Raw genomic sequence first — 16,712 nt, forward strand, 5'->3', positions numbered from 1 at the left:
CCGCTGGTCTTCTCCGCCGTTCTCCGTTTAGTCCCGACTGATGACCGCTTCGAGGTATGCCCCCGAAATTACCAGGGCTTACGGCCCGCCGACATTGCGGGACTCAAGCAGTTGGCCGGTCGCTGGCGCGCCTCCCAGGCAACGAACCCCAAGGTGCCCAAGGCCAGGCTCACCCCGGACAGAGTGAATGGCAGGACCGGATCGACCCCCTTGAGCACCGTCCCCAGGTACGGCGCCAGGGCGCTAGCCAGGCCCATGCCCAGCAGCGCGACCGCGGTCGCCCGCCCGGGCTCCTGACTGCGTCGCACGATCAGAGCATAGAGGGGTGTGCGCAGTACCGACGAGGTGAGCACCCAGAGGGCGACCAACCCGACGAACAGTGCCGGGCACAGTCCGTCAGCCACGGAATCGCGATGAAGGCCAGGCACGCGATCAGGTTCAAAATCAGCACCCCGGGTGCCATGCCTCTGAACAGGCGCATGACCCGGTCGGCGTAGAGACCCAGCAGCACATTGGCGCAGGCGAACAACACCTGGTCCAACAGTAGCAGGCGCGGTGCAAACTCCTTGGGCAGCCCGAGCTTGGCCAGCAAGGGGCCGAGATAGATCGCAGAGACTACCCAGGTCAGCAGGAACAGAAACTGCACCAGGCCCAGATAGCTGAGCTGGAGGCGGCCGGCGGTTGGTGCATTCATGAGCGGCTCCCGGGCGGTTCGGTCCCAAGTCTCGTCCCCGCGTCACACCAGGGAACAGCAAGGCCGGCTTTCCGGTTGGCGTGTGCGTGGTCATCGCTGCCGCGGCCCGATCGCGCAGGGCCGATCGGAGGCTCCATCGTCCCATGGTCATTGCAGCTCGCCGTCGGCCCGGTCGAGCGCGCATCAGTGGGTCACCCGCGCAATCTTACCGAGCCCCAACGCCCACAGGGCGCGCAGGAGGTCGTCTCTGGATTCGAGGACCCGCACCAGCGCCTTCTCGACCGACTCGCCCCCCATCCCGTCGCCGTTCAGAATCGACTCAATGGCCTCGTTGTCCGGGCACTCCACCCACGCCGCGCCGAAGCCGGCCAACCATTCCCGCTGGGCGTCGCTGTCGTCGAGCGGCGGGTAGAAGTCGGGATCGGTAGTCCCGCCCTTGAAGACGGCCCAGCCGGCGCCGAACCAGCCGAAGTCGGTGATACGTTCCGGGAGACTCATACCCGTAGGCCCCGATTGCCCTGGGACAGTGGACCTGGCCGGTCAATGTCGGGCGCCGACCGCGGGACCCGCACACGGCGGAAGACGAACCGGGTCACGTCCTGGGGCCATGTCCCCTCGAACTCACTACACGGGAGCGGCCGAAGCTGGTAGCGGGCTGCGGCGAAGGTGATCTCCCCATCCGCCGGGGCCACCAACCGGGCCATGGACAGCCGTTGTGCCAGTCTGCGACAGCAGGCGGGGGTGAGCGACGCCAACCACTGCTTGGTGGCGACGAAATCGGCCAGGGTGCTGTTGCACGTGGAGTGGTAGCCCGCGTGCTGGAGGATCGCGAGATCGCCGACATTGACGTCTTGGCTCATTGGCATCGTCGTACCTGAATGAATATGGCCGGGAGTATCGAGACGCCGTTGCGAGTCGATTCCGAACCGCGGGGAGTTTCCGAGAACCCACAGTGCGCGTCCAGGTGCCTTGGTCGTATCGTTCCGGCGCCAACTGTCCTTCCATTCTGCGGTCCGGTCACGGCCGGACGCAACGGCTGTAGACCGCTTCGCGATGAGCGCATGCGAATCGTTGAGACGTGCGTAGCCGAAGGCTAGCACTCCTTTGTTCCCGAAAGAAACCGAATGATATGAACCGCCACTTATCGACGCTTGGCCCGCCACTTAAGACCGGTTTGCGGTCGCTCCCGGGCGCCCAGGTGACCGCCCTAGGTCCCATGCCGACACTTAAGTTGCTGAACCCCGACACCTATTTTTAGTTGTTCAGAACGAGCCCGGCGGCATGTGTATTTTTCGGGCGCAGCCGACCAGGTTCCGGGTCTTCAGGACACCGGAACCGGAAACTTTGGGAAACGATGGACGCCAATGGCGGTCAAGGTGGACCAACCGGCAACGGGGGGACGGGTGCCGCGGGGAGCGGCACTGTGGAGGGGCAACGGCGGGGGTGAGGAGCCGACCGGTCGGTCAGGGACCCTGGTTCGTCAGTGCGCCGCGCCCAGGTTGGCCGGTGTCGCCGACCTGGGGGTCGCGCGCGTGGCCCGCGCCGGCGAGGATCGCACGCAGCGCGCGGATGTGCGGGGCGTGCTTGGGCTCTGGCTGGGCTGGGGTGGGCGCCACGTGCGGCGGCGCCAGATCCGGCGGCGCGGCGATCCGGGCGGCTGCCGCCGACGGTGCCGGGGGACGCGCGCCGCCGCCGGTTGCACCCAGCGCGGCGCCGATGGCGGTACGCAGGCGTGCCGCGCCCGTGCGGGTCCCGGCGGCCTCCCGGCGCTGTTGGCTGATGCGCTGCCGGTCATGCGCCAGGCGGGCCTCCAGCCCAAACAAGCCGAAGACGCAGGACGGCACGACGCGAATCGCCGCCCGGCCGACGTAGCTGCCGTCCTCGCGGCGCGCGGCCCGCCGGTGGGGCACGAGCAGTCCACCGGTGACGATATCACGCATGGCGCGCTCGGCCCGCCGCAGGCCCAGCCCAGCCCGCTCGGCCAGGGTGCGCAAGGTCACCGGCGCCAGGGTGCCATCGGCTTGGGGCACGCTCACGCACAGCGACGGCAGATCGCAGTAATGCATGATCGACCCGAGCAGCGCGCAGCACGCCTCCCGGCGCTCGCTGCGCATCTGGCGCGGCTGGTGGTCACCCGCGGGGTCGGCAGCGACCTGACGGTCAAACAGGGCATGGGCAAGGCTGGGGATCGTGTCGGGGGCGTCGTAGAACTGGCGGACCCGCTCGATCCACTGGCACAGGATCGGGGGGCGCACGCCGTGCTCGGGCGGCGGACTGAAGAACCGCGGGTGCTGCGGGTCATGACCGCAGCGATTACCCGATCCCGCCGGTTTCGGCGCGACATCACCTGGTGTTGTCAGCTCGCCCTGCATCCTACCGGCTCGGCTCGCCCGCCCATCCGGAACTGCGGCCCGACTCGTTCGCGAGGTCCGGGCGTTTCCTCGGTCGTCGGCCGATCAGGTCGTCGCATGGGCGCAGCGCCCAGTCTGGCATTGGTGGCCGTTCGGCCGACCGGGGCCGGTACTGCGCAAACGCGGCGGCGAGTTGGGTCAGGTACGGCAGTACCCTGGGGGCGAGGTAGACGCGCAGCCGCCCGTCGGCCGGCAGGCAGTCGATCGCATGCACCAAGGGGGTCTTGGTCGCTTCCAGCGCGGGGTGCTGGGGGTCGGGCGCGTGGATCGTGACCCAGCGGCGGGCCAACCGGTCGGTCGCCTTCCGGAGCAGGTCGTAGCCCTGTTGCGGCGATATCCCGAACAGTTTGCAGAGGCCGTCGGCGGTCACCTCAAAGGGGGTCTCCGCGGTCGGCGGCGCGCCAGGCGCACGGCGTTCGATCTGGGCAATCAGGCGCAGCAACACCTGCTGTTCCGCACGGGTCACGCGATCACTCGCTTTGGCCAGCCGGGCTGGCCGCGCGGCCGACGGCTGCATTGCGGTTTGAGCGCGGCGCTGCGGACCGGCACCAGCCTTGGGGTTGCCACGGTCGCGATGCGTAGCAGCGCTCGCCACGCGCGTGACCTCACGGTTGCGCGCGCGGGCCCGCTCGCGGATGCGCGCCAGGCGCGCAGCCAGCGTCATCGCCGGCTCGTCCAGGATGGCCGTGACCGGGGTCATTCCAACGGCTCGGCGATCCGTCCGCCCGCGCCGACCGGCACCTGCACCAGCCGCTCGGTCGCGACCTCGCACGCCTGGGCGAGCAGAAACAGGGTCGGCAACGACGGACAGCGCACGCCCCGCTCGATCGCGGAGATCGTGCCTTGGCCCATGCCGATCCGCTGGCCCAGTTCCACCTGGCTCCAGCCATGGGTCTTGCGGACGCTGCGGACATTGGCGCCGACGATGCGGCGTGCCGCGCGGCCGACGGCTGCGGCAGCCATCGAACATTTGTCTCTTGAGTGTTGCATATAAACTACTCTCAGAGCTTTATTGAGCATGACATATCGAAATATTGCTCCGTGCTATTGCGCACAGGCGTTTTTCGTTCAAGCTATACGGATGATCGACACCGCCATCTTGATCGGCCCCCGCCTGAAGCTCGCCCGCAAGAACGCGCGCCTGAGCCAGAAGGAGCTGGCGGCCTTGTGTGGGATTGGCCAGAGCCATATCAGCGCCATGGAGCGCAACGCACGCGCGCCGTCGATCGAAATGCTGGCGAGCCTGGCGGACGCCCTGAGCGTCACCTCCCACTGGCTGCTGGGCGGCGACAGTTGCGCGACCCTGGGCGACACGGAGACCGGCCGCGCGCATATCCTCGCCGACAGCAAGGCGGCCCCGGGACTCGAGAGCCTGGCCGGCGATCTCGCCATGTGTGCGGTACTCAACATCCAGCCCACCGAGTGGCAGGCATTGCGCTCGCTGACGACGCCGCACCCGATCACTAAAGAGGGATATGTGGCAATGTTGCTGGTGTTGCGGGGCCATCGTCTCACATGACCCTCGCGCCGGAAGGGCCCCACCGTTCGGTGCACGCCCGACGCATCAACCTCCGCCGGCATTGCGGGCGACGCGATGCATCGTCCCAGCGGTCGTTGCGCAATCGATGCGGAAGGACAGCGGGCGCACCAGTGGTGGCCACGGCACACCCCTAAGCCGCCGCTTGCCTTGCCACGGTCTCGCGACTCTCGCGCCGCAGGATATCGAGCACCAGATCTCCGAACTTGGGACCGATCAGGGTGCCGCTGGAGCCGCGCCGCACGATCAACTGCCCACTCTCCACCAACTCCGCCCGATGGTGACGAATAAACCATTCGAGCGACGCGAATGAGGGGAACGCGCCCGCGCCTTGCTCGTTGACCCAACGGCGCGCGAGGATGAAGTCGGAAATGCTCTCGGCCATGCGTCATACTCCTGCGGAAGCCGCCGCCACGGCGACATCGGAGTATTTATATCCATTAGGGCGTCCTTGGCAATAGAGGACATTCGTCCGGGAGAAGTGTGACAGGAGGTCGCGGGAGATGACAGGAAGTGACAGCAGGTGCCAGGAGAGGGCAACTGAGCGCCACCAGTCCTGGGATTTTTCCGACGAACGGTATTAGCCAGTCGAATGACTCAAGGGTATCCAGGTGTAGAACAGGTGCAAAACGACCTCGTCTGCATCTAAACTCACCACGACGATCCCCTGGCGGGGGCGATGCGCCAGGAACCCATTACCATCTCCATCAACCGGGCGGCTCGCGCCAGTGACGGGGTACCGTCACGAAGCAGCATGCCGGCCAGCAACGGTTTGACGCACCCTTTGCGTCCAGTATGCCTGCCAGTTCGACCTGGACCACCCGCGTATCGGGCTCGTCTGGATTCATGACTACGACCAAGCCCGCGCCGCACCCCCAGGTTCATGTGATTGACCAAGCGCAAACGCACCAGGGCGTTGACAAGGAGCGGATTCCGCGGGACCGGGCGGTGGCGTAGGATGTTGTCCGGCGAGACGCCGCCGATGAATTCGCCGGGATTGGCGATCTCGATGTGGTCCGGGTATTGGCTCACCAGCAGCGGGCCAACGATGCGGAAGTCCTGGTGGTACAGGGATCGGCTCGCACACCGGGCGCATGGGCCGCCACGATAGATACCCCGTCAGGTCAGGTTAGGCCACGCCGATCGCTCTGGCTCCAACCGGTGCTGACAGCCCGGACCTTCCGCTAGGCACTCATGCGCCGACGCGTCTCAGTACCGTCTCGGCCGCAACGCGATGACCTCGTTGGTGGGTGCTGGTGATGCGGGCACGATTCGCGACAGGGAAAGGGAAAGGGGGACACGCGCAGGCATCTTGCGGTTGGTCGCCGTGTCGGTGAAAGGGGTCTTGCGCAAGTTGGTTGTGCGGAATTTGTGCGGCACGGAGTGCCGCGACATGCCTTGTGATGCGCAAAAGCGTTGCGGGTGCCAGCGCATCATATTATTAATCAACACCTTGCGCCACATTCCAGCCCTCCGAAGGCTGGGGTCACAGGTTCGAATCCTGTCGGGCGCGCCAAATTCAACGGGTTATAAACACCATTCCTGTTCGATTCGCACATGTGCGAATCTACCCGACCGCCGCGAGCCTCCCTGCCGGTCTCACGATCCGTTCTGTCTCTTCCGTCAGCCGCGCCAATCCCGGCCGGCTGTAGTGCGCGGTAATCCCCTGGCGCCGATGCCCGAGCAACACGGCGACAATGTCCTGGGGTATCCCGACATCCGCGGCCCGGTCTCCGAACGTGTGCCGTAGATCGTGCTCGCGCATGTCCTTTAACCCGGCCCGTTCACGCGCCGCCCGGAAACCGTTGTTCGTCACCCGGTACAGCCGCCCGCCCCGCGGGCTTAGGAATACCCAGATGGCTGACGCCCCGACTTGATCGGCGATCACCGATCGGGCCGCTCGGTTGCAGACGATGTAACGCCCGTCGCGGTCACTGACCTTGGCCTTGCTCGAGGCCTTCCGCACCTCCGGCGGTATCCACCAGCAGGACCACTCGGGCAGTCCATCCACCGGCCGGTGCTGTGCCCACGTCAGGCTGCACACCTCCTCTTGCCGGGCTCCGGTATGGACGGCCCACAGGACCGGACCGATCAGGTGCGCGGGCAGTTCGGCAATCAGCCGATCCTGCTCGTCCCAGGTGATCGGCCGCCGCGCGCGGGCGCCCCAGTCAGGCGAGCGCAACCGCGGCGCGGTCTGCAACCAGGGTTCATTGCCATCGCGCAGCACCTCGGCGGCGAAGTGCAGCACGGTGCTCAGCGTGCGTAAGGCCCGATCCACCGTGCCACTGGCCCGGTGGCCCTGCTGTGCGTCGATCCGTGGCTGGATCGCCCGTTGGTGCAGGTGCGACAGCGGCCAGTCGCCGGCCTCGTCCAGGATCATGCGGATATCCTGCAATGCGCGACCGCTGTCCTTGCCGCGCCGCTCCAGATCCAAGACGTACTCGGCCGCGGCATCGGAAAAGGTCCGCTCGGGTCCGTGCTGGTCGGTGTTGGCCGGCGCTACCGGTCGGTCGGTCTCTTCCTTGACGCGTCGGTCGCGGACGGCCCGCGCGCCGGCGAGGTCCGTCTCCCCGCATCCAGTCGACTCTCGAATCTGGACCTGGCGGCCTCCGATGCGCCGGTCGATGTTGATCCACCAAAAGCCCCCACGGAGCGTGAGCCCGCGGCATTGTTTGTCTCGCATGTCGTTTTCCTCTCCTGCGAGGCGCCCGTCGGGGCCATTTTAGGCTGCTGATCGACCCAGTTGTCCAGGTCGTAAATGTCGTACCGGCGGCGCGCGCCATGGGGTATCCACGGCAGCGCCGGGGCCGCGTACGCATCGAAAGCACGCAAAGACATGCTCAGGTACTCGGCGGCTTCGGCGCGGCTGAGCAGACGGCGGATCGTGGGACGCAGCGTGCGCTGTCCGGCGCGGCCGGCCGGGGCCTCCCGAGCTTGGCGCAAGGCATCAAGGTCTGTGGTCATTTCCCCGCCCATTGCTGCACCCTGAACAACCCGAGCTTCCCCTGACACCGCACCGGCTCGGCAAGCAATCGCGGGTTCTCAAGTCGCAGGCAGCAGTGATGCTCTGGTGATGCACCCCCTTCGTCGACCCAGAACTCGCCGGCCAGGTCGCGGCCGTGGCGAATGTCGGTCAGGTCCACCCACCCGAGCAGGTGCCCGCGCAGGGCGTGCAGATGGCGCGGCGTGCTCAGCGCGTCCGGGATCGCGGCGTACATCGGGTGGTCGTGGCGGCTCCGCCACTCATCGCCTACCTCTGCAATGGTGTCGCACACGCTATCCAAGTCCCACCACTGCGACAGGTGGATCAGGAGCGGCCCCCGGTAGCTTGGTCGAAAGGACGGGCGCCACACACGGTTCTCCCACGTCTTTCGGTCCGGCCCGGTCCCGAAGATCCACGACACCCAAGGCGCGCGGATCGACAGGGCGTAGGCCCCGAGGTAGGGCGCGAGCCTGACGCGGTCGGCTTCGACCTGGCCGCTGTAGGCGGCTGAACGCGGTGCGATCAGTGGAGGCGCGCCGAACAGGTCCAGTTGGCGGCCGTCATCGTCGGCTGTGTTGGTGAGGGCCTTAATCATGGAAAGAGCACTGCTTGTGCGCATCTCTTGTTCCATAGCATTGATGCGTCTTGCTCGTCCTGCCCCCACGGTCCATGTGTCCCGCATCCGCCGCACGCGACCATTTCACGGCTCCCCCTGCCGTAATGGTCTGATTCGTTCGTCAACAGCAATTCCATTGATCCGCAAAACGAGCAGGGATTTAATACAACACTAAGGTCGCTGGACATCATCATGCTCCCCATTCTTCGCTATCGCAGTCATGAGAAAGCGCCGCTTGGTAGCCGTTGCTGCGCGCCTGTTTCAGTAAATCCGGTAGGTCGGCATTCAACGTTATTGCCGAATCAATTGCGTCTGCCCAAGCGGTGCGCTCTTCTTTAGTGAACCCAAGACTTATTGCGGCTTGGCGCCGGAAATAGGACGCCGCCTCTTCAAGGAAATTGACAGTCGATTGATCCAGTGCCATAAATTACTCATCCAAGTCCAAGGCGGCCAAGGTCACCGGGCCATAACGGCGACCGCAGAACGGGCAGAACGGCGCGTGTAACTTGGGCACCGGCTTGCGGCTCTTTTCGGCGGCGCGCTCGATCGCAACGGTAGTGGGAATAGTGTGCAGGCTCAGTTCTTTAGTGATGATCGTCGCACTGATCAGCCGGAACCCTCGCTCCGCCAACTGTCGATCGACCTCAACAGCACAGTTGCAGCTCATACGCCCTCCGGTGCCAGCGGAAAGACCTTGGCAATCGTGATCGTCGCCTGTTCCCTTGCCACCAACCACGCCTCCCAGTAGGCGCGGCCAGTCGGAGTCATCCACTGCGTCGGGTCGTGCCCGGCGGCGGTGCCGGCCGTGGCCAGGGCAAGCAATTTGAGCAGCGCCCTGACGTCACCGCGCGGCAGGGGTGGCAGGCTCAGGTCGTCGATCAACTGGGGCTGCAGGTCCGCGCGGTGCGGACACGGGTCAAGCGGGGCAATAGCATTGGCGCGCAAGTGCATCATCGCCGCGGCGTTGGCCAGGTCAGCAGCCGCCGCTCGGTAGGGGCTGTAGGCGGCCAATTGTTGCGCAAGGCGCTGGACGCTGTCGGCGTGCAGCCGTAGCCGGCCGGCGAGTTCGTAACGCGTCGGCTGGGGGCTCATGGTGCCTCCTGATCCTGCGGCTGCTCTGCGGGGGATGCAGCAAGTCCCAGGTACTCCTGCACGACGGCGCGGACCGGGCCATCGTAGTTGAGGTTCAGGAGTCCGGCTATCCGGGCGCGCAGGAAGCGCGTGCGGGTGTGGCCCGCGAGGTGCTGAGCGATGGCGGCCGGGGCGGGAATGCTGTTGGTCGTGCCGGAGGATCGGGCGTGGTAACTGAGCAGGCGCCAGAGCAGTAGGGCAAGCAGTTGTTCGGGCTCGGCCAGGCTGACCGCGGCGCGGATGGCGTCGCATTCGGTTTGCGCCTGGGCCTGGCGCGCCTCGAACTCGGCCTCCCGTGCGTCACGGTCCGGTCGTGCAATCCGGTCGGCTGCCTCCGCGGGGTCGAGGGTCTGCGCGGCGTGGTGTTGGTGCTCCGCGTTGCGGGTGACCATGCACGCTTGATCCATGCACCACGACTTGCGCCCGGACCAGCCGTCGGTCTCCGCGCGCTGCGGGCAGGTCCGGCACTGGTCGGCGGGGTCTTCACAGTTCCACTGCGGGGATAACAGTGTGTTGTTGAGCCATTTGCCATCCGGCAAGGGGATATACAACTCGTAATAGATGCCGTGCAGCTCGCGGCGCAGGTCGGCGACGGTGAAGGGATTCGGCGCGTCGTTGTTGACCGTGGCGGCGCCGCTGGTCGCTTCGGCGTCGAGGTCCTCGTCGCGGTCGTCGGCGGGCGCGGGCGTTGGCGACGGGGTGCCGGCGCAGCGCTTGCCGAGGATGGTCCGCAAGCGCTCCATCACGGCCAGGCGCGCGATGTGCGGCAGGATGCGCAGGCCGTGACTGGGGGTGAGCGGGCTCTCGGCGATCAGGTCTTGGCACCAGCCGGGGAGCGCGAGCAGCCGCAAATAGTTGGCGACCTGGGGGCGGGTCCACGGGCGCCCGTCGTGGTGGAGGAGGCCGCGCGTGGTGAGGTGCACGGCGATTTGGGCGGGCGTCAGGGTGTATTGGCGTGCCAGATGATTGAAGGTCAGCACCCAATCCCACGCTTGGAGTGGCCGCCCGGGCTCGTTCAGCAGCGCCTGCCGCACAATCAGGTCGGCGCCGTAGTCGGTGTCGGGATCCAGGATGGCGCGCAGGGTGGGCAGGCCGACGAGCTGGGCGGCGCGCCAGCGGCGCTCACCATCGACCAAAATCAGGGGGGCTTCCTCGGGCGGCGGATTAAGGCGCTCGCGGAAGCGGATGGGGTGTTGCTGTCCGCCGGTGTGCATGGACGCACCCAAGGTGCGCAGCGCGGCGGGGTCGAACAGTTTGCGGGGTTGATGCGGGTCGGGCATCAGGTCGCCCACCGGGATGTCGTAGACCTGGTTGATAACGTACCGGGGCGCCGGCAGGGTGGTCAGTGTCTGGAGGTGCGGGGCCAAACGGAAGCCGCGGGGCGCGGATCGGGTGACCGGGACCGCGGTGTCTGGCGGTGGTGATGGGGCGCTGGTGAGATCGGTTGGCGGACGGTCTTGCTCCTCAAGGACGCAGGCCGGACAGTAGGCGACCGTGTCGGGGCCAGGATCGGGGAAGCGCCAACCACCCGCGGTGGCCGCCGCGCGGCAGGCGTCGCGGGCGTCCTCGGGGGTCGTGGCGACGCGCTGGTGGAGGGCGCCCACGGAGCCGCAGGCACAGCGGGGATAGGCAACCGGCTGTTTGCCACCGGTCGCGGGGTGGACGACGATCGCGCCCGGTTGCGGCGCCGTGCTGGGCGGCCGGCGTTGTTTGCGTGCGGCGTCTGAGATGGCCATCAGGTGGGCTCCTGGTTGATCGGTTCGAGGTCCAGCAGTTGTTGCCCCTGGTGGACCATGTTCCAGCGCGCCCAATCCAGCAGCGCCACGTGAAGCTCCCTCTCCTCGTCATCGCTGCGCTGCCCGTCTGGATCGTAGAGGTCCAGCAGCGATTGACCGGCGTCGGCCATCCGCTGCGCAATCGCGAGCACAGGGTCGCGTCGTGCGCAGCGGCCGCGGCAGGGCTGGCACGGTTTCCCGAGAAACGGTCAGTGGCGCCGTGGCTGTGCTCGGCATAGGCCTCCTCCCACTCCTCTACCAAGCTGAGCGCAAACGCGGTCGCGCTGCTTGGTTCGGGGTCGGCGCCGCCGGCGCTGTCCACGGCCTGGTCGACGATGTCCTGCACCTCCTGAGCCAAGGCGATACCGGCATCAATGAGCCGGCCAGACAACGCCGGGTGAGAGGATTCAATGTGCATGTGCTGGCTCCGGGATGAGGCCCCGCCCAATGACCGCGCCCTGTGGTTTCTGTTCTTCTAACAGCACTCGCAAGGGTTGCTCAATGGGCGGGGGTAAAGTGGTGGATCAGTCCTCGTCGAGGGTGTTGTTCGGGTCGCTATCCGGGTCGGGATTGCGGTCGGTTTCGGGGTCCTGATCGCCGGTCGAGGTGTTCAGCAGATCCGGGTCGGTGACGTCGGTCGCTGCGGTCTGGTCGGTTGGTTCGGTCATGTCTTGCCTCTGGGTTAGATGGTGCCCCGCACTTGCACGGCGGCGGGGCGAGCCGCTCCTCGTGGGATAGGGGGCGCGGGTGGGTATAGAGCCCAGTCGGCGCCTGGCCTGCTATGACGTGTCGATGATTCCGCCGGGTAGCTCCGGTTCCGATTGCGCTGCATCGCCAGCGGCTGACCTCAACGTGCCATCGGTCAGCAACCTTGAGACTGCCGTCCAGGGCGGTCCGGGCACGAAGGGAAATCTGTGCCTGGATAACCCGCCAGGCCGGGGCGACTGTTCTGCGGTATTGCGCTGTAGAACACGGGGCTTAAGTCACCCGCGCAGCGTTCCCCAAGTCTTGGGTCACCCGTTCAATCCGTCGCCGATCACACTTCGGTTGATGCTTCCTTCCAGTCGACGCCCACCAGCGTGTCGTTGTCGGTATCCGCCATGCGGCCAATGACGGCCATCACGGCCTGGCGGCTGGGGTGCCGGACGACAGCGACACCGGGGCTCATTTCGTGGGCGGTAATGGTAATTTTCCATTTCGGGTTGAGGTTCCCTTCGGTGACGTACCGACATGCCGCCTGCAACGTGGGTAAGGACTCGTGCTCAAAGTAAGCGGTCATCATCGCGGGCGCTCCCGTGGGGGCCGGCTGGGTGGCCGACGATGAGAGAAAGGATAGCCACAGCTAAATTTATATTCAATAGCGTTTGCTACATATTTATTGCACAAAAAAACCCGCAATAGCGGGGTGGGGTCTACCGGACTGGGCGGCGGCGGTTCAGGCTGCTTGGGCGCCGACGCTGGCCAACCGAATCTGCACTTCATCCCACGGGACGCGGACTGTCCCGCCAGCGTCCTGCGCGATCAAGTCCAGGTCCAGGAGCTTGGCAACGTCGGCGCGGACGCGGCCGAGGGGTCGCCCCAAGCGCGTGGCCAGGTCATCCATAGCCACCGGCCCCAGCCCTTTGAGCGCGTCCAAGAGCGCCAGCCGCGCCGGGGTCAGGTCCGCGAGGAGCTGCGCCGTGGTGGCGTACCCCAGGTGATAGTCCGCTTCCGGCAGGACCTCGCCCGCGTCTAAACGGCGGGCCGTGGTCCGCAGCTCGGCCTGCATCTGCTGCCAGTCAGACAATTCAATCACCGCTTTCGCCATCATGCCCTCCGAGCCGGTTTACATCCGCGCTGAAATCCGCCATCAACTGATCCAGGGAGCGGAACGCATAGGCCACTTCGACCATTCCTAGGTGTTTGTGGTCGCCTTTGCCGCGCTCGTTGTCGTAGCGCACCACACAGCGCCCGTCCCGCCCCGCGTACAGGCGATATTTGAAGGGGTGGGTGCAGCCCGCCACGGGCGGGGCCACGCGCCACACGACCGCCTCGATCACCAGCCCATCGGGCCGCGTGATCTTCTTGCGATACACCGGGATTGCGCGCATCGCCCGTCACGACGCCTTCTGCCGGGCGAGAAAGTGTTCGACGATCGCCTGGTTCACCTGTTTCTTTTCCGAAAGTTCTCGCAGCACCGCCTCTTGCTGCTCTTCCGTGAGTCCGTCGAAGTAGCCGAGCAGGGCCTGCTGGCGTGGGGTCAGGGACGGAGCGGCCAGCAAGGGAGCATCGAGGGCCGCGGAGGGGTCTTCGTGAGCTTGATCCATCCACCCCGCTGGCAACCGCAAACATCGCTCGATATGACGCGCTAGTTTTTCTCCCATCTCTCTATGCCCGCTCAGGTATTGCCAGATCACAGGGGGAGTTCTCTGCACCATGAGAGCAAACGCCGCCTGGTTTCCTTGGGCGCGGGTATCTACCAATAGCTGAAGGCGATCACGTCTTGACATGGCCGCACCATAGCAAACGCTAGTGTAGCCTAGGCTATTTCATAAATGCGTAGCAACGGCTATATTTTGGCCCATGGATATTCGCAGTTACTACGATTCGTTACCGAACGGTGGCCGCCGGGCACTTGCAAAAGACCTGAACATATCGCCTGCGTATCTATATCAGATGGTTACAAAGATACGCCCCATCGCACCAAAGCTGTGTCGTGCTATCCAGATCGCCACCGAAAGCGCCGTGACAGTCCACGACCTGCGCCCCGACATCTTCGGCCCCGCTGTCGGCGTATCGCCGGACCAAGGGAAGACGGCCAGTGAGGACGAGGCGCCGACCGTCGACCGCCGCCGCACCGACCGCCGCATTGATGATCGGCTCCACCCGGCCGCGACGGACGAAGGCCACTCCGCATGACATCCAACCGAGTCCTCCTCGCCTCTCTCAACAGAGGGGCTTCTGCCCGGCCGGGTCGCTCGGCCGGGCGTTTTTTTGGGTCAGTTCGAGGTAGCCAGAGGTAGCCACCCATGGAAGACGATCTGCACATTGCCGAATTCAAGCTCCGGCTCAAGCCGGCCGATGCCGATCTGCTGCGGGCCTTGGCGCGCAAACGCGACGTACCGCCGGCCGTGATGGTGCGGGCGATCGTGATCGCCGCGCTGGCACCGGCCGGGTACAGCGTACCGGCCGCGCCCGAAAACAGAAGGCCCGTCTAGGCCCTCACACACATTGTTCGGGGGGAGAGTCATGGGGAGCAATGCCGCGTCGTCACCGCCAGGGCCTGAGGGGGTCTTTACCGTCCACTTGGATGCGCTCCAAGCCGCGCAGGTCCGCCACACCGCGGCGGCCTGGGGCCTGACGCCGGAGCAGGTGCTCACCGGGCTGGTGGTCAACCAACTGACGGCTTGTGCTGACGGTGTGGTGGACCTGGTTCCCCCGCCGATCACGCTCAAACCGATGTGAGATGCCGCCATGACGTCGTTCCCCTGGACCCCACAGATCGATGCCAAGATCATCGCCGCCCGCGTCCGTGGCGAGCTGCTGCGCGAGATCGCCGCGCGCTTGGGTATATCGCGCACCACGCTGAGTGACCACCTGGCCACCCTCGACGGCGGCCTGACGAAACGCAAAAAGCGGCCGCGGAAATCCCCCGTGACCGGCGTGCCCGGTGTGATCCCGCCCCCGATCCCAGGCGGTCATTCCGAGGTGCAAGCCTCCAAAGACGCCCTGGACGCCCTGCGCCAGCGGGTCGGACTGGAAGCGGATGCCGCCCGCGCGGTCCGCATCGCCGCGCGCCGCGCGGAGAACGATGCGCGGGTGGCCCTGGCGCATCAGGTCCGCATGGCAGAACACCGGGCGGTGTTGACCTGGGAAGTGCTCGCGCGGCGGCATGTGAGAAGCGCATGACGGCGCCCGATTCGCCCAATCTGGCGGCGGCGCTGGCGCATGTCCGGGCCGGCCGGCCGGTGTTTCCGTGCGGGCAAGAGCGGCGCCCGGCCATCCCGCGGGCCGCGGGGGGCAATGGCTTCCACGACGCCACGCTCGACGAGGCGACGGTCGGCGCCTGGTGGGCGACGTATCGGCGCGCACTGATCGGGATGCCGACCGGGGCGGCGGTATGGGGCGGCATCTTCGTCTTGGACGTGGATGTGAAGAAGGGGGCGACGGGGCCGGCGACGGTCGCGACCTTGTGTGAGGTGTTCGGCGCCTTGCCGACCACGGTGGAGGCGATCACCGGGTCCGGGGGGCGCCATCTGTATTTCCGTCACCCGCTGGACGGGCGGACGGTGCCAAACAAACAGAGCCGCTTGGGCCTGGGGTCGGAGTCCTGGGGCACGGGCGGCTATCCGGCGGTGCCGTTCGAGCGCGCGCCCAACGGCCAGTTAGTCACGCCGGGGCTCGATGTGCGCGGGGACGGCGGCTATGTGATTCTGCCGGGGTCGGCGTTGGCGGTGGGCGGGTGCTACACCTGGGCGCCCGGCCGGAACCCGGAGTCGTGCCCGATCGCGACGGCGCCGCCCTGGTTGCTGGCGTTGGTCGCGGTCGATCCGCGGGCCGCGCGGGGGGAACATGGGCAGGAGCGCTCGCCCGCGGCGGCTTCGTCGTTCTTTGCGAAGGTGAATACCAAGGCCCTGGCCGCGCTGCAGGCGTGGGTTCCGGTGTTGCTGCCGGCCGCGCGGTCGTATCACGACGGGTTCCGGGTGACCTCGAAGGCGCTGGGGCGGGATCTGGAAGAGGATTTGTCGATCATTCCGGCCGGGATCCAGGATTGGGGCGAGGAGCGGGGGAAGACCCCGATCGACTTGGTGCTGGAGTGGGGGTCACCGACCACGCCCGCGGATGCGGCGCTGTGGCTGTGTCGCCAGATCGGCATCGATCCGGCGCATCTGGGGTGGCGAAACCGGGCGCCGGAGTCGGCACCGCGTCCTGCTGTGCCGGAGGTCCCGCCCCCGCTTGAGCAAGAGCAACCGCTGGACGGGTGGGCCGTGTGCCTCGACGAGCATGGAATGCCGGTCGATGCGTCGACGGGGCCGCCGTCGCCGCCGCCCCCCCCTCCTGGAGGGTCAGACGGACCGGATCAGCCAGCGGGACGCCCGCCTTGGGCCGATCGGTTGATGTATACCGACAAGGGGGTGATTCGCGGCACGGCCTACAATGTGCGCGAGATCATCGCGAACCGCCCGGAGTGGACGGGCTGTCTCGCCTATTGCGATTTCTCACAACGGATTATCGCGCGGACGGACCCGCCATTTGCGAACGCTGCGCGGGGGGAATGGACCGACGCGCACGACACCGAATTGCGGCATTGGCTCGCGGAGCGCTTCCGCTTTGAGCCGAAGAAGACGGATATTGCCGACGCCGTGCTGGGCGTCGCCCTCGCCAATCGCTTTCACCCCATTCGCGATTATTTGGATGCGTTGGTCTGGGATGGACGCCAGCGACTAGGATGTTCAATCTGACCCGAAATGGCGCCCAATACCCCATGCAAGAACCGTGTTGCCGGGACGCACCGGCAGTCGAGGTTCGGCGCACGGGTGGGTATGATGACGCACGCCGCCCGCGTTCAGACTCAGGCATCGACAA

29 protein-coding genes and 1 tRNA gene are annotated in these 16,712 nt (G+C 66.5%); 8 read left to right on the forward strand and 22 right to left on the reverse strand.

Annotation, left to right across the window (positions count from 1 at the left end; translation table 11 throughout):
* Nucleotides 1–68 precede the first annotated feature (68 nt).
* The 7 genes from QZY03_RS24605 to QZY03_RS24635 form a co-directional block, all read right to left on the reverse strand.
* Nucleotides 69–404, reverse strand: coding sequence for a hypothetical protein (locus QZY03_RS24605; RefSeq protein WP_295585530.1), 336 nt, complete (start codon nt 402–404; stop codon nt 69–71).
* A complete protein-coding gene (locus QZY03_RS24610) occupies nt 311–694 on the reverse strand; it encodes a hypothetical protein (RefSeq protein WP_295585532.1) in 384 nt (127 codons plus the stop codon). The genes QZY03_RS24605 and QZY03_RS24610 overlap by 94 nt, the downstream gene beginning before the upstream one ends.
* Before the next feature lie 183 nt (nt 695–877).
* On the reverse strand, nt 878–1,192 hold the full coding sequence (locus tag QZY03_RS24615; protein ID WP_295585534.1) for a histidine kinase: 315 nt from the start codon (nt 1,190–1,192) through the stop codon (nt 878–880).
* The gene (locus QZY03_RS24620; protein ID WP_295585536.1) at nt 1,189–1,554 is read right to left on the reverse strand and encodes a hypothetical protein; all 366 of its coding nucleotides are present in this window, start codon (nt 1,552–1,554) and stop codon (nt 1,189–1,191) included. The genes QZY03_RS24615 and QZY03_RS24620 overlap by 4 nt, the downstream gene beginning before the upstream one ends.
* Nucleotides 1,555–2,157: 603 nt before the next feature.
* Nucleotides 2,158–2,949, reverse strand: coding sequence for a hypothetical protein (locus tag QZY03_RS24625; protein ID WP_295585537.1), 792 nt, complete (start codon nt 2,947–2,949; stop codon nt 2,158–2,160).
* Nucleotides 2,950–3,067: 118 nt separating this feature from the next.
* Nucleotides 3,068–3,805 (reverse strand): replication initiation protein, encoded by a 738-nt coding sequence (locus QZY03_RS24630; RefSeq protein ID WP_295585538.1) that lies wholly within the window; start codon nt 3,803–3,805, stop codon nt 3,068–3,070.
* A complete protein-coding gene (locus QZY03_RS24635) occupies nt 3,802–4,068 on the reverse strand; it encodes a helix-turn-helix transcriptional regulator (RefSeq protein WP_295585540.1) in 267 nt (88 codons plus the stop codon). The genes QZY03_RS24630 and QZY03_RS24635 overlap by 4 nt, the downstream gene beginning before the upstream one ends.
* 118 nt (nt 4,069–4,186) lie before the next feature.
* Between QZY03_RS24635 and QZY03_RS24640 the strand changes: the two genes are divergently transcribed.
* Complete coding sequence (locus QZY03_RS24640; RefSeq protein ID WP_295585542.1) at nt 4,187–4,624, forward strand: helix-turn-helix transcriptional regulator; 438 nt, start codon at nt 4,187–4,189, stop codon at nt 4,622–4,624.
* Between the two features lie 151 nt (nt 4,625–4,775).
* Here the strand turns inward: QZY03_RS24640 and QZY03_RS24645 are convergent, their stop codons facing one another.
* Both QZY03_RS24645 and QZY03_RS24650 read right to left on the reverse strand, forming a co-directional pair.
* Complete coding sequence (locus QZY03_RS24645) at nt 4,776–5,027, reverse strand: hypothetical protein (protein ID WP_295585544.1); 252 nt, start codon at nt 5,025–5,027, stop codon at nt 4,776–4,778.
* A gap of 266 nt (nt 5,028–5,293) precedes the next feature.
* Nucleotides 5,294–5,674: an ATP-binding protein gene (locus QZY03_RS24650; protein ID WP_295585545.1), complete on the reverse strand. Its 381-nt coding sequence runs from the start codon at nt 5,672–5,674 to the stop codon at nt 5,294–5,296.
* Nucleotides 5,675–5,989: 315 nt separating this feature from the next.
* On the opposite strand from QZY03_RS24650, the gene QZY03_RS24655 reads away from it, so the two are divergent.
* Nucleotides 5,990–6,158, forward strand: a tRNA-Ser gene (locus tag QZY03_RS24655).
* Between the two features lie 51 nt (nt 6,159–6,209).
* Here the strand turns inward: QZY03_RS24655 and QZY03_RS24660 are convergent.
* The 8 genes from QZY03_RS24660 to QZY03_RS24690 form a co-directional block, all read right to left on the reverse strand.
* Nucleotides 6,210–7,325, reverse strand: a complete 1,116-nt coding sequence (locus QZY03_RS24660) for a tyrosine-type recombinase/integrase (protein ID WP_295585547.1) — start codon at nt 7,323–7,325, stop codon at nt 6,210–6,212.
* Nucleotides 7,326–7,602: 277 nt separating this feature from the next.
* Nucleotides 7,603–8,220, reverse strand: a complete 618-nt coding sequence (locus tag QZY03_RS24665) for a hypothetical protein (RefSeq protein ID WP_295585549.1) — start codon at nt 8,218–8,220, stop codon at nt 7,603–7,605.
* Nucleotides 8,217–8,444, reverse strand: coding sequence for a Lar family restriction alleviation protein (locus tag QZY03_RS32260; protein ID WP_363169148.1), 228 nt, complete (start codon nt 8,442–8,444; stop codon nt 8,217–8,219). Before QZY03_RS32260 ends, QZY03_RS24665 begins: the two co-directional genes overlap by 4 nt.
* Nucleotides 8,432–8,665: a hypothetical protein gene (locus tag QZY03_RS24670; RefSeq protein ID WP_295585550.1), complete on the reverse strand. Its 234-nt coding sequence runs from the start codon at nt 8,663–8,665 to the stop codon at nt 8,432–8,434. Before QZY03_RS24670 ends, QZY03_RS32260 begins: the two co-directional genes overlap by 13 nt.
* A gap of 3 nt (nt 8,666–8,668) precedes the next feature.
* Nucleotides 8,669–8,908 (reverse strand): hypothetical protein, encoded by a 240-nt coding sequence (locus QZY03_RS24675; RefSeq protein ID WP_295585551.1) that lies wholly within the window; start codon nt 8,906–8,908, stop codon nt 8,669–8,671.
* Nucleotides 8,905–9,333: a hypothetical protein gene (locus QZY03_RS24680; RefSeq protein WP_295585553.1), complete on the reverse strand. Its 429-nt coding sequence runs from the start codon at nt 9,331–9,333 to the stop codon at nt 8,905–8,907. Before QZY03_RS24680 ends, QZY03_RS24675 begins: the two co-directional genes overlap by 4 nt.
* Nucleotides 9,330–11,108 (reverse strand): ParB/RepB/Spo0J family partition protein, encoded by a 1,779-nt coding sequence (locus QZY03_RS24685; protein WP_295585555.1) that lies wholly within the window; start codon nt 11,106–11,108, stop codon nt 9,330–9,332. The genes QZY03_RS24680 and QZY03_RS24685 overlap by 4 nt, the downstream gene beginning before the upstream one ends.
* Nucleotides 11,108–11,299, reverse strand: coding sequence for a hypothetical protein (locus QZY03_RS24690; protein ID WP_295585556.1), 192 nt, complete (start codon nt 11,297–11,299; stop codon nt 11,108–11,110). Before QZY03_RS24690 ends, QZY03_RS24685 begins: the two co-directional genes overlap by 1 nt.
* A 74-nt stretch (nt 11,300–11,373) precedes the next feature.
* Here QZY03_RS24690 and QZY03_RS24695 point away from each other — a divergent pair, with 74 nt between their 5' ends.
* Nucleotides 11,374–11,583, forward strand: a complete 210-nt coding sequence (locus tag QZY03_RS24695) for a hypothetical protein (RefSeq protein WP_295585557.1) — start codon at nt 11,374–11,376, stop codon at nt 11,581–11,583.
* Nucleotides 11,584–11,671: 88 nt separating this feature from the next.
* On the opposite strand, the gene QZY03_RS24700 is transcribed toward QZY03_RS24695, so the two are convergent.
* The 5 genes from QZY03_RS24700 to QZY03_RS24720 form a co-directional block, all read right to left on the reverse strand.
* The gene (locus QZY03_RS24700; RefSeq protein ID WP_295585559.1) at nt 11,672–11,815 is read right to left on the reverse strand and encodes a hypothetical protein; all 144 of its coding nucleotides are present in this window, start codon (nt 11,813–11,815) and stop codon (nt 11,672–11,674) included.
* 368 nt (nt 11,816–12,183) lie between these two features.
* Nucleotides 12,184–12,429, reverse strand: coding sequence for a hypothetical protein (locus QZY03_RS24705; protein WP_295585560.1), 246 nt, complete (start codon nt 12,427–12,429; stop codon nt 12,184–12,186).
* 153 nt (nt 12,430–12,582) lie between these two features.
* A complete protein-coding gene (locus QZY03_RS24710) occupies nt 12,583–12,942 on the reverse strand; it encodes a hypothetical protein (RefSeq protein ID WP_295585562.1) in 360 nt (119 codons plus the stop codon).
* Nucleotides 12,935–13,237 (reverse strand): DUF6516 family protein, encoded by a 303-nt coding sequence (locus QZY03_RS24715; protein WP_295585564.1) that lies wholly within the window; start codon nt 13,235–13,237, stop codon nt 12,935–12,937. The genes QZY03_RS24710 and QZY03_RS24715 overlap by 8 nt, the downstream gene beginning before the upstream one ends.
* 6 nt (nt 13,238–13,243) lie before the next feature.
* Nucleotides 13,244–13,453 carry a hypothetical protein gene (locus tag QZY03_RS24720; RefSeq protein WP_295585566.1) on the reverse strand — a complete coding sequence of 70 codons (210 nt, stop codon included), beginning with the start codon at nt 13,451–13,453 and terminating at the stop codon, nt 13,244–13,246.
* 256 nt (nt 13,454–13,709) lie between these two features.
* Between QZY03_RS24720 and QZY03_RS24725 the strand changes: the two genes are divergently transcribed.
* The 5 genes from QZY03_RS24725 to QZY03_RS24745 all read left to right on the forward strand — a co-directional run bounded on the left by QZY03_RS24725 (nt 13,710) and on the right by QZY03_RS24745 (nt 16,588).
* Nucleotides 13,710–14,045 (forward strand): YdaS family helix-turn-helix protein, encoded by a 336-nt coding sequence (locus QZY03_RS24725; RefSeq protein WP_295585568.1) that lies wholly within the window; start codon nt 13,710–13,712, stop codon nt 14,043–14,045.
* Nucleotides 14,046–14,155: 110 nt separating this feature from the next.
* Nucleotides 14,156–14,344: a hypothetical protein gene (locus QZY03_RS24730; protein ID WP_295585570.1), complete on the forward strand. Its 189-nt coding sequence runs from the start codon at nt 14,156–14,158 to the stop codon at nt 14,342–14,344.
* Between the two features lie 31 nt (nt 14,345–14,375).
* Complete coding sequence (locus QZY03_RS24735) at nt 14,376–14,591, forward strand: hypothetical protein (protein ID WP_295585572.1); 216 nt, start codon at nt 14,376–14,378, stop codon at nt 14,589–14,591.
* 9 nt (nt 14,592–14,600) lie between these two features.
* The gene (locus tag QZY03_RS24740; RefSeq protein WP_295585573.1) at nt 14,601–15,035 is read left to right on the forward strand and encodes a hypothetical protein; all 435 of its coding nucleotides are present in this window, start codon (nt 14,601–14,603) and stop codon (nt 15,033–15,035) included.
* Complete coding sequence (locus QZY03_RS24745) at nt 15,032–16,588, forward strand: bifunctional DNA primase/polymerase (RefSeq protein ID WP_295585575.1); 1,557 nt, start codon at nt 15,032–15,034, stop codon at nt 16,586–16,588. The genes QZY03_RS24740 and QZY03_RS24745 overlap by 4 nt, the downstream gene beginning before the upstream one ends.
* The last annotated feature ends 124 nt before the right edge of the window (nt 16,589–16,712 follow it).

The organism is uncultured Lamprocystis sp. (assembly GCF_903933125.1).
Classification (GTDB): domain Bacteria; phylum Pseudomonadota; class Gammaproteobacteria; order Chromatiales; family Chromatiaceae; genus Thiodictyon.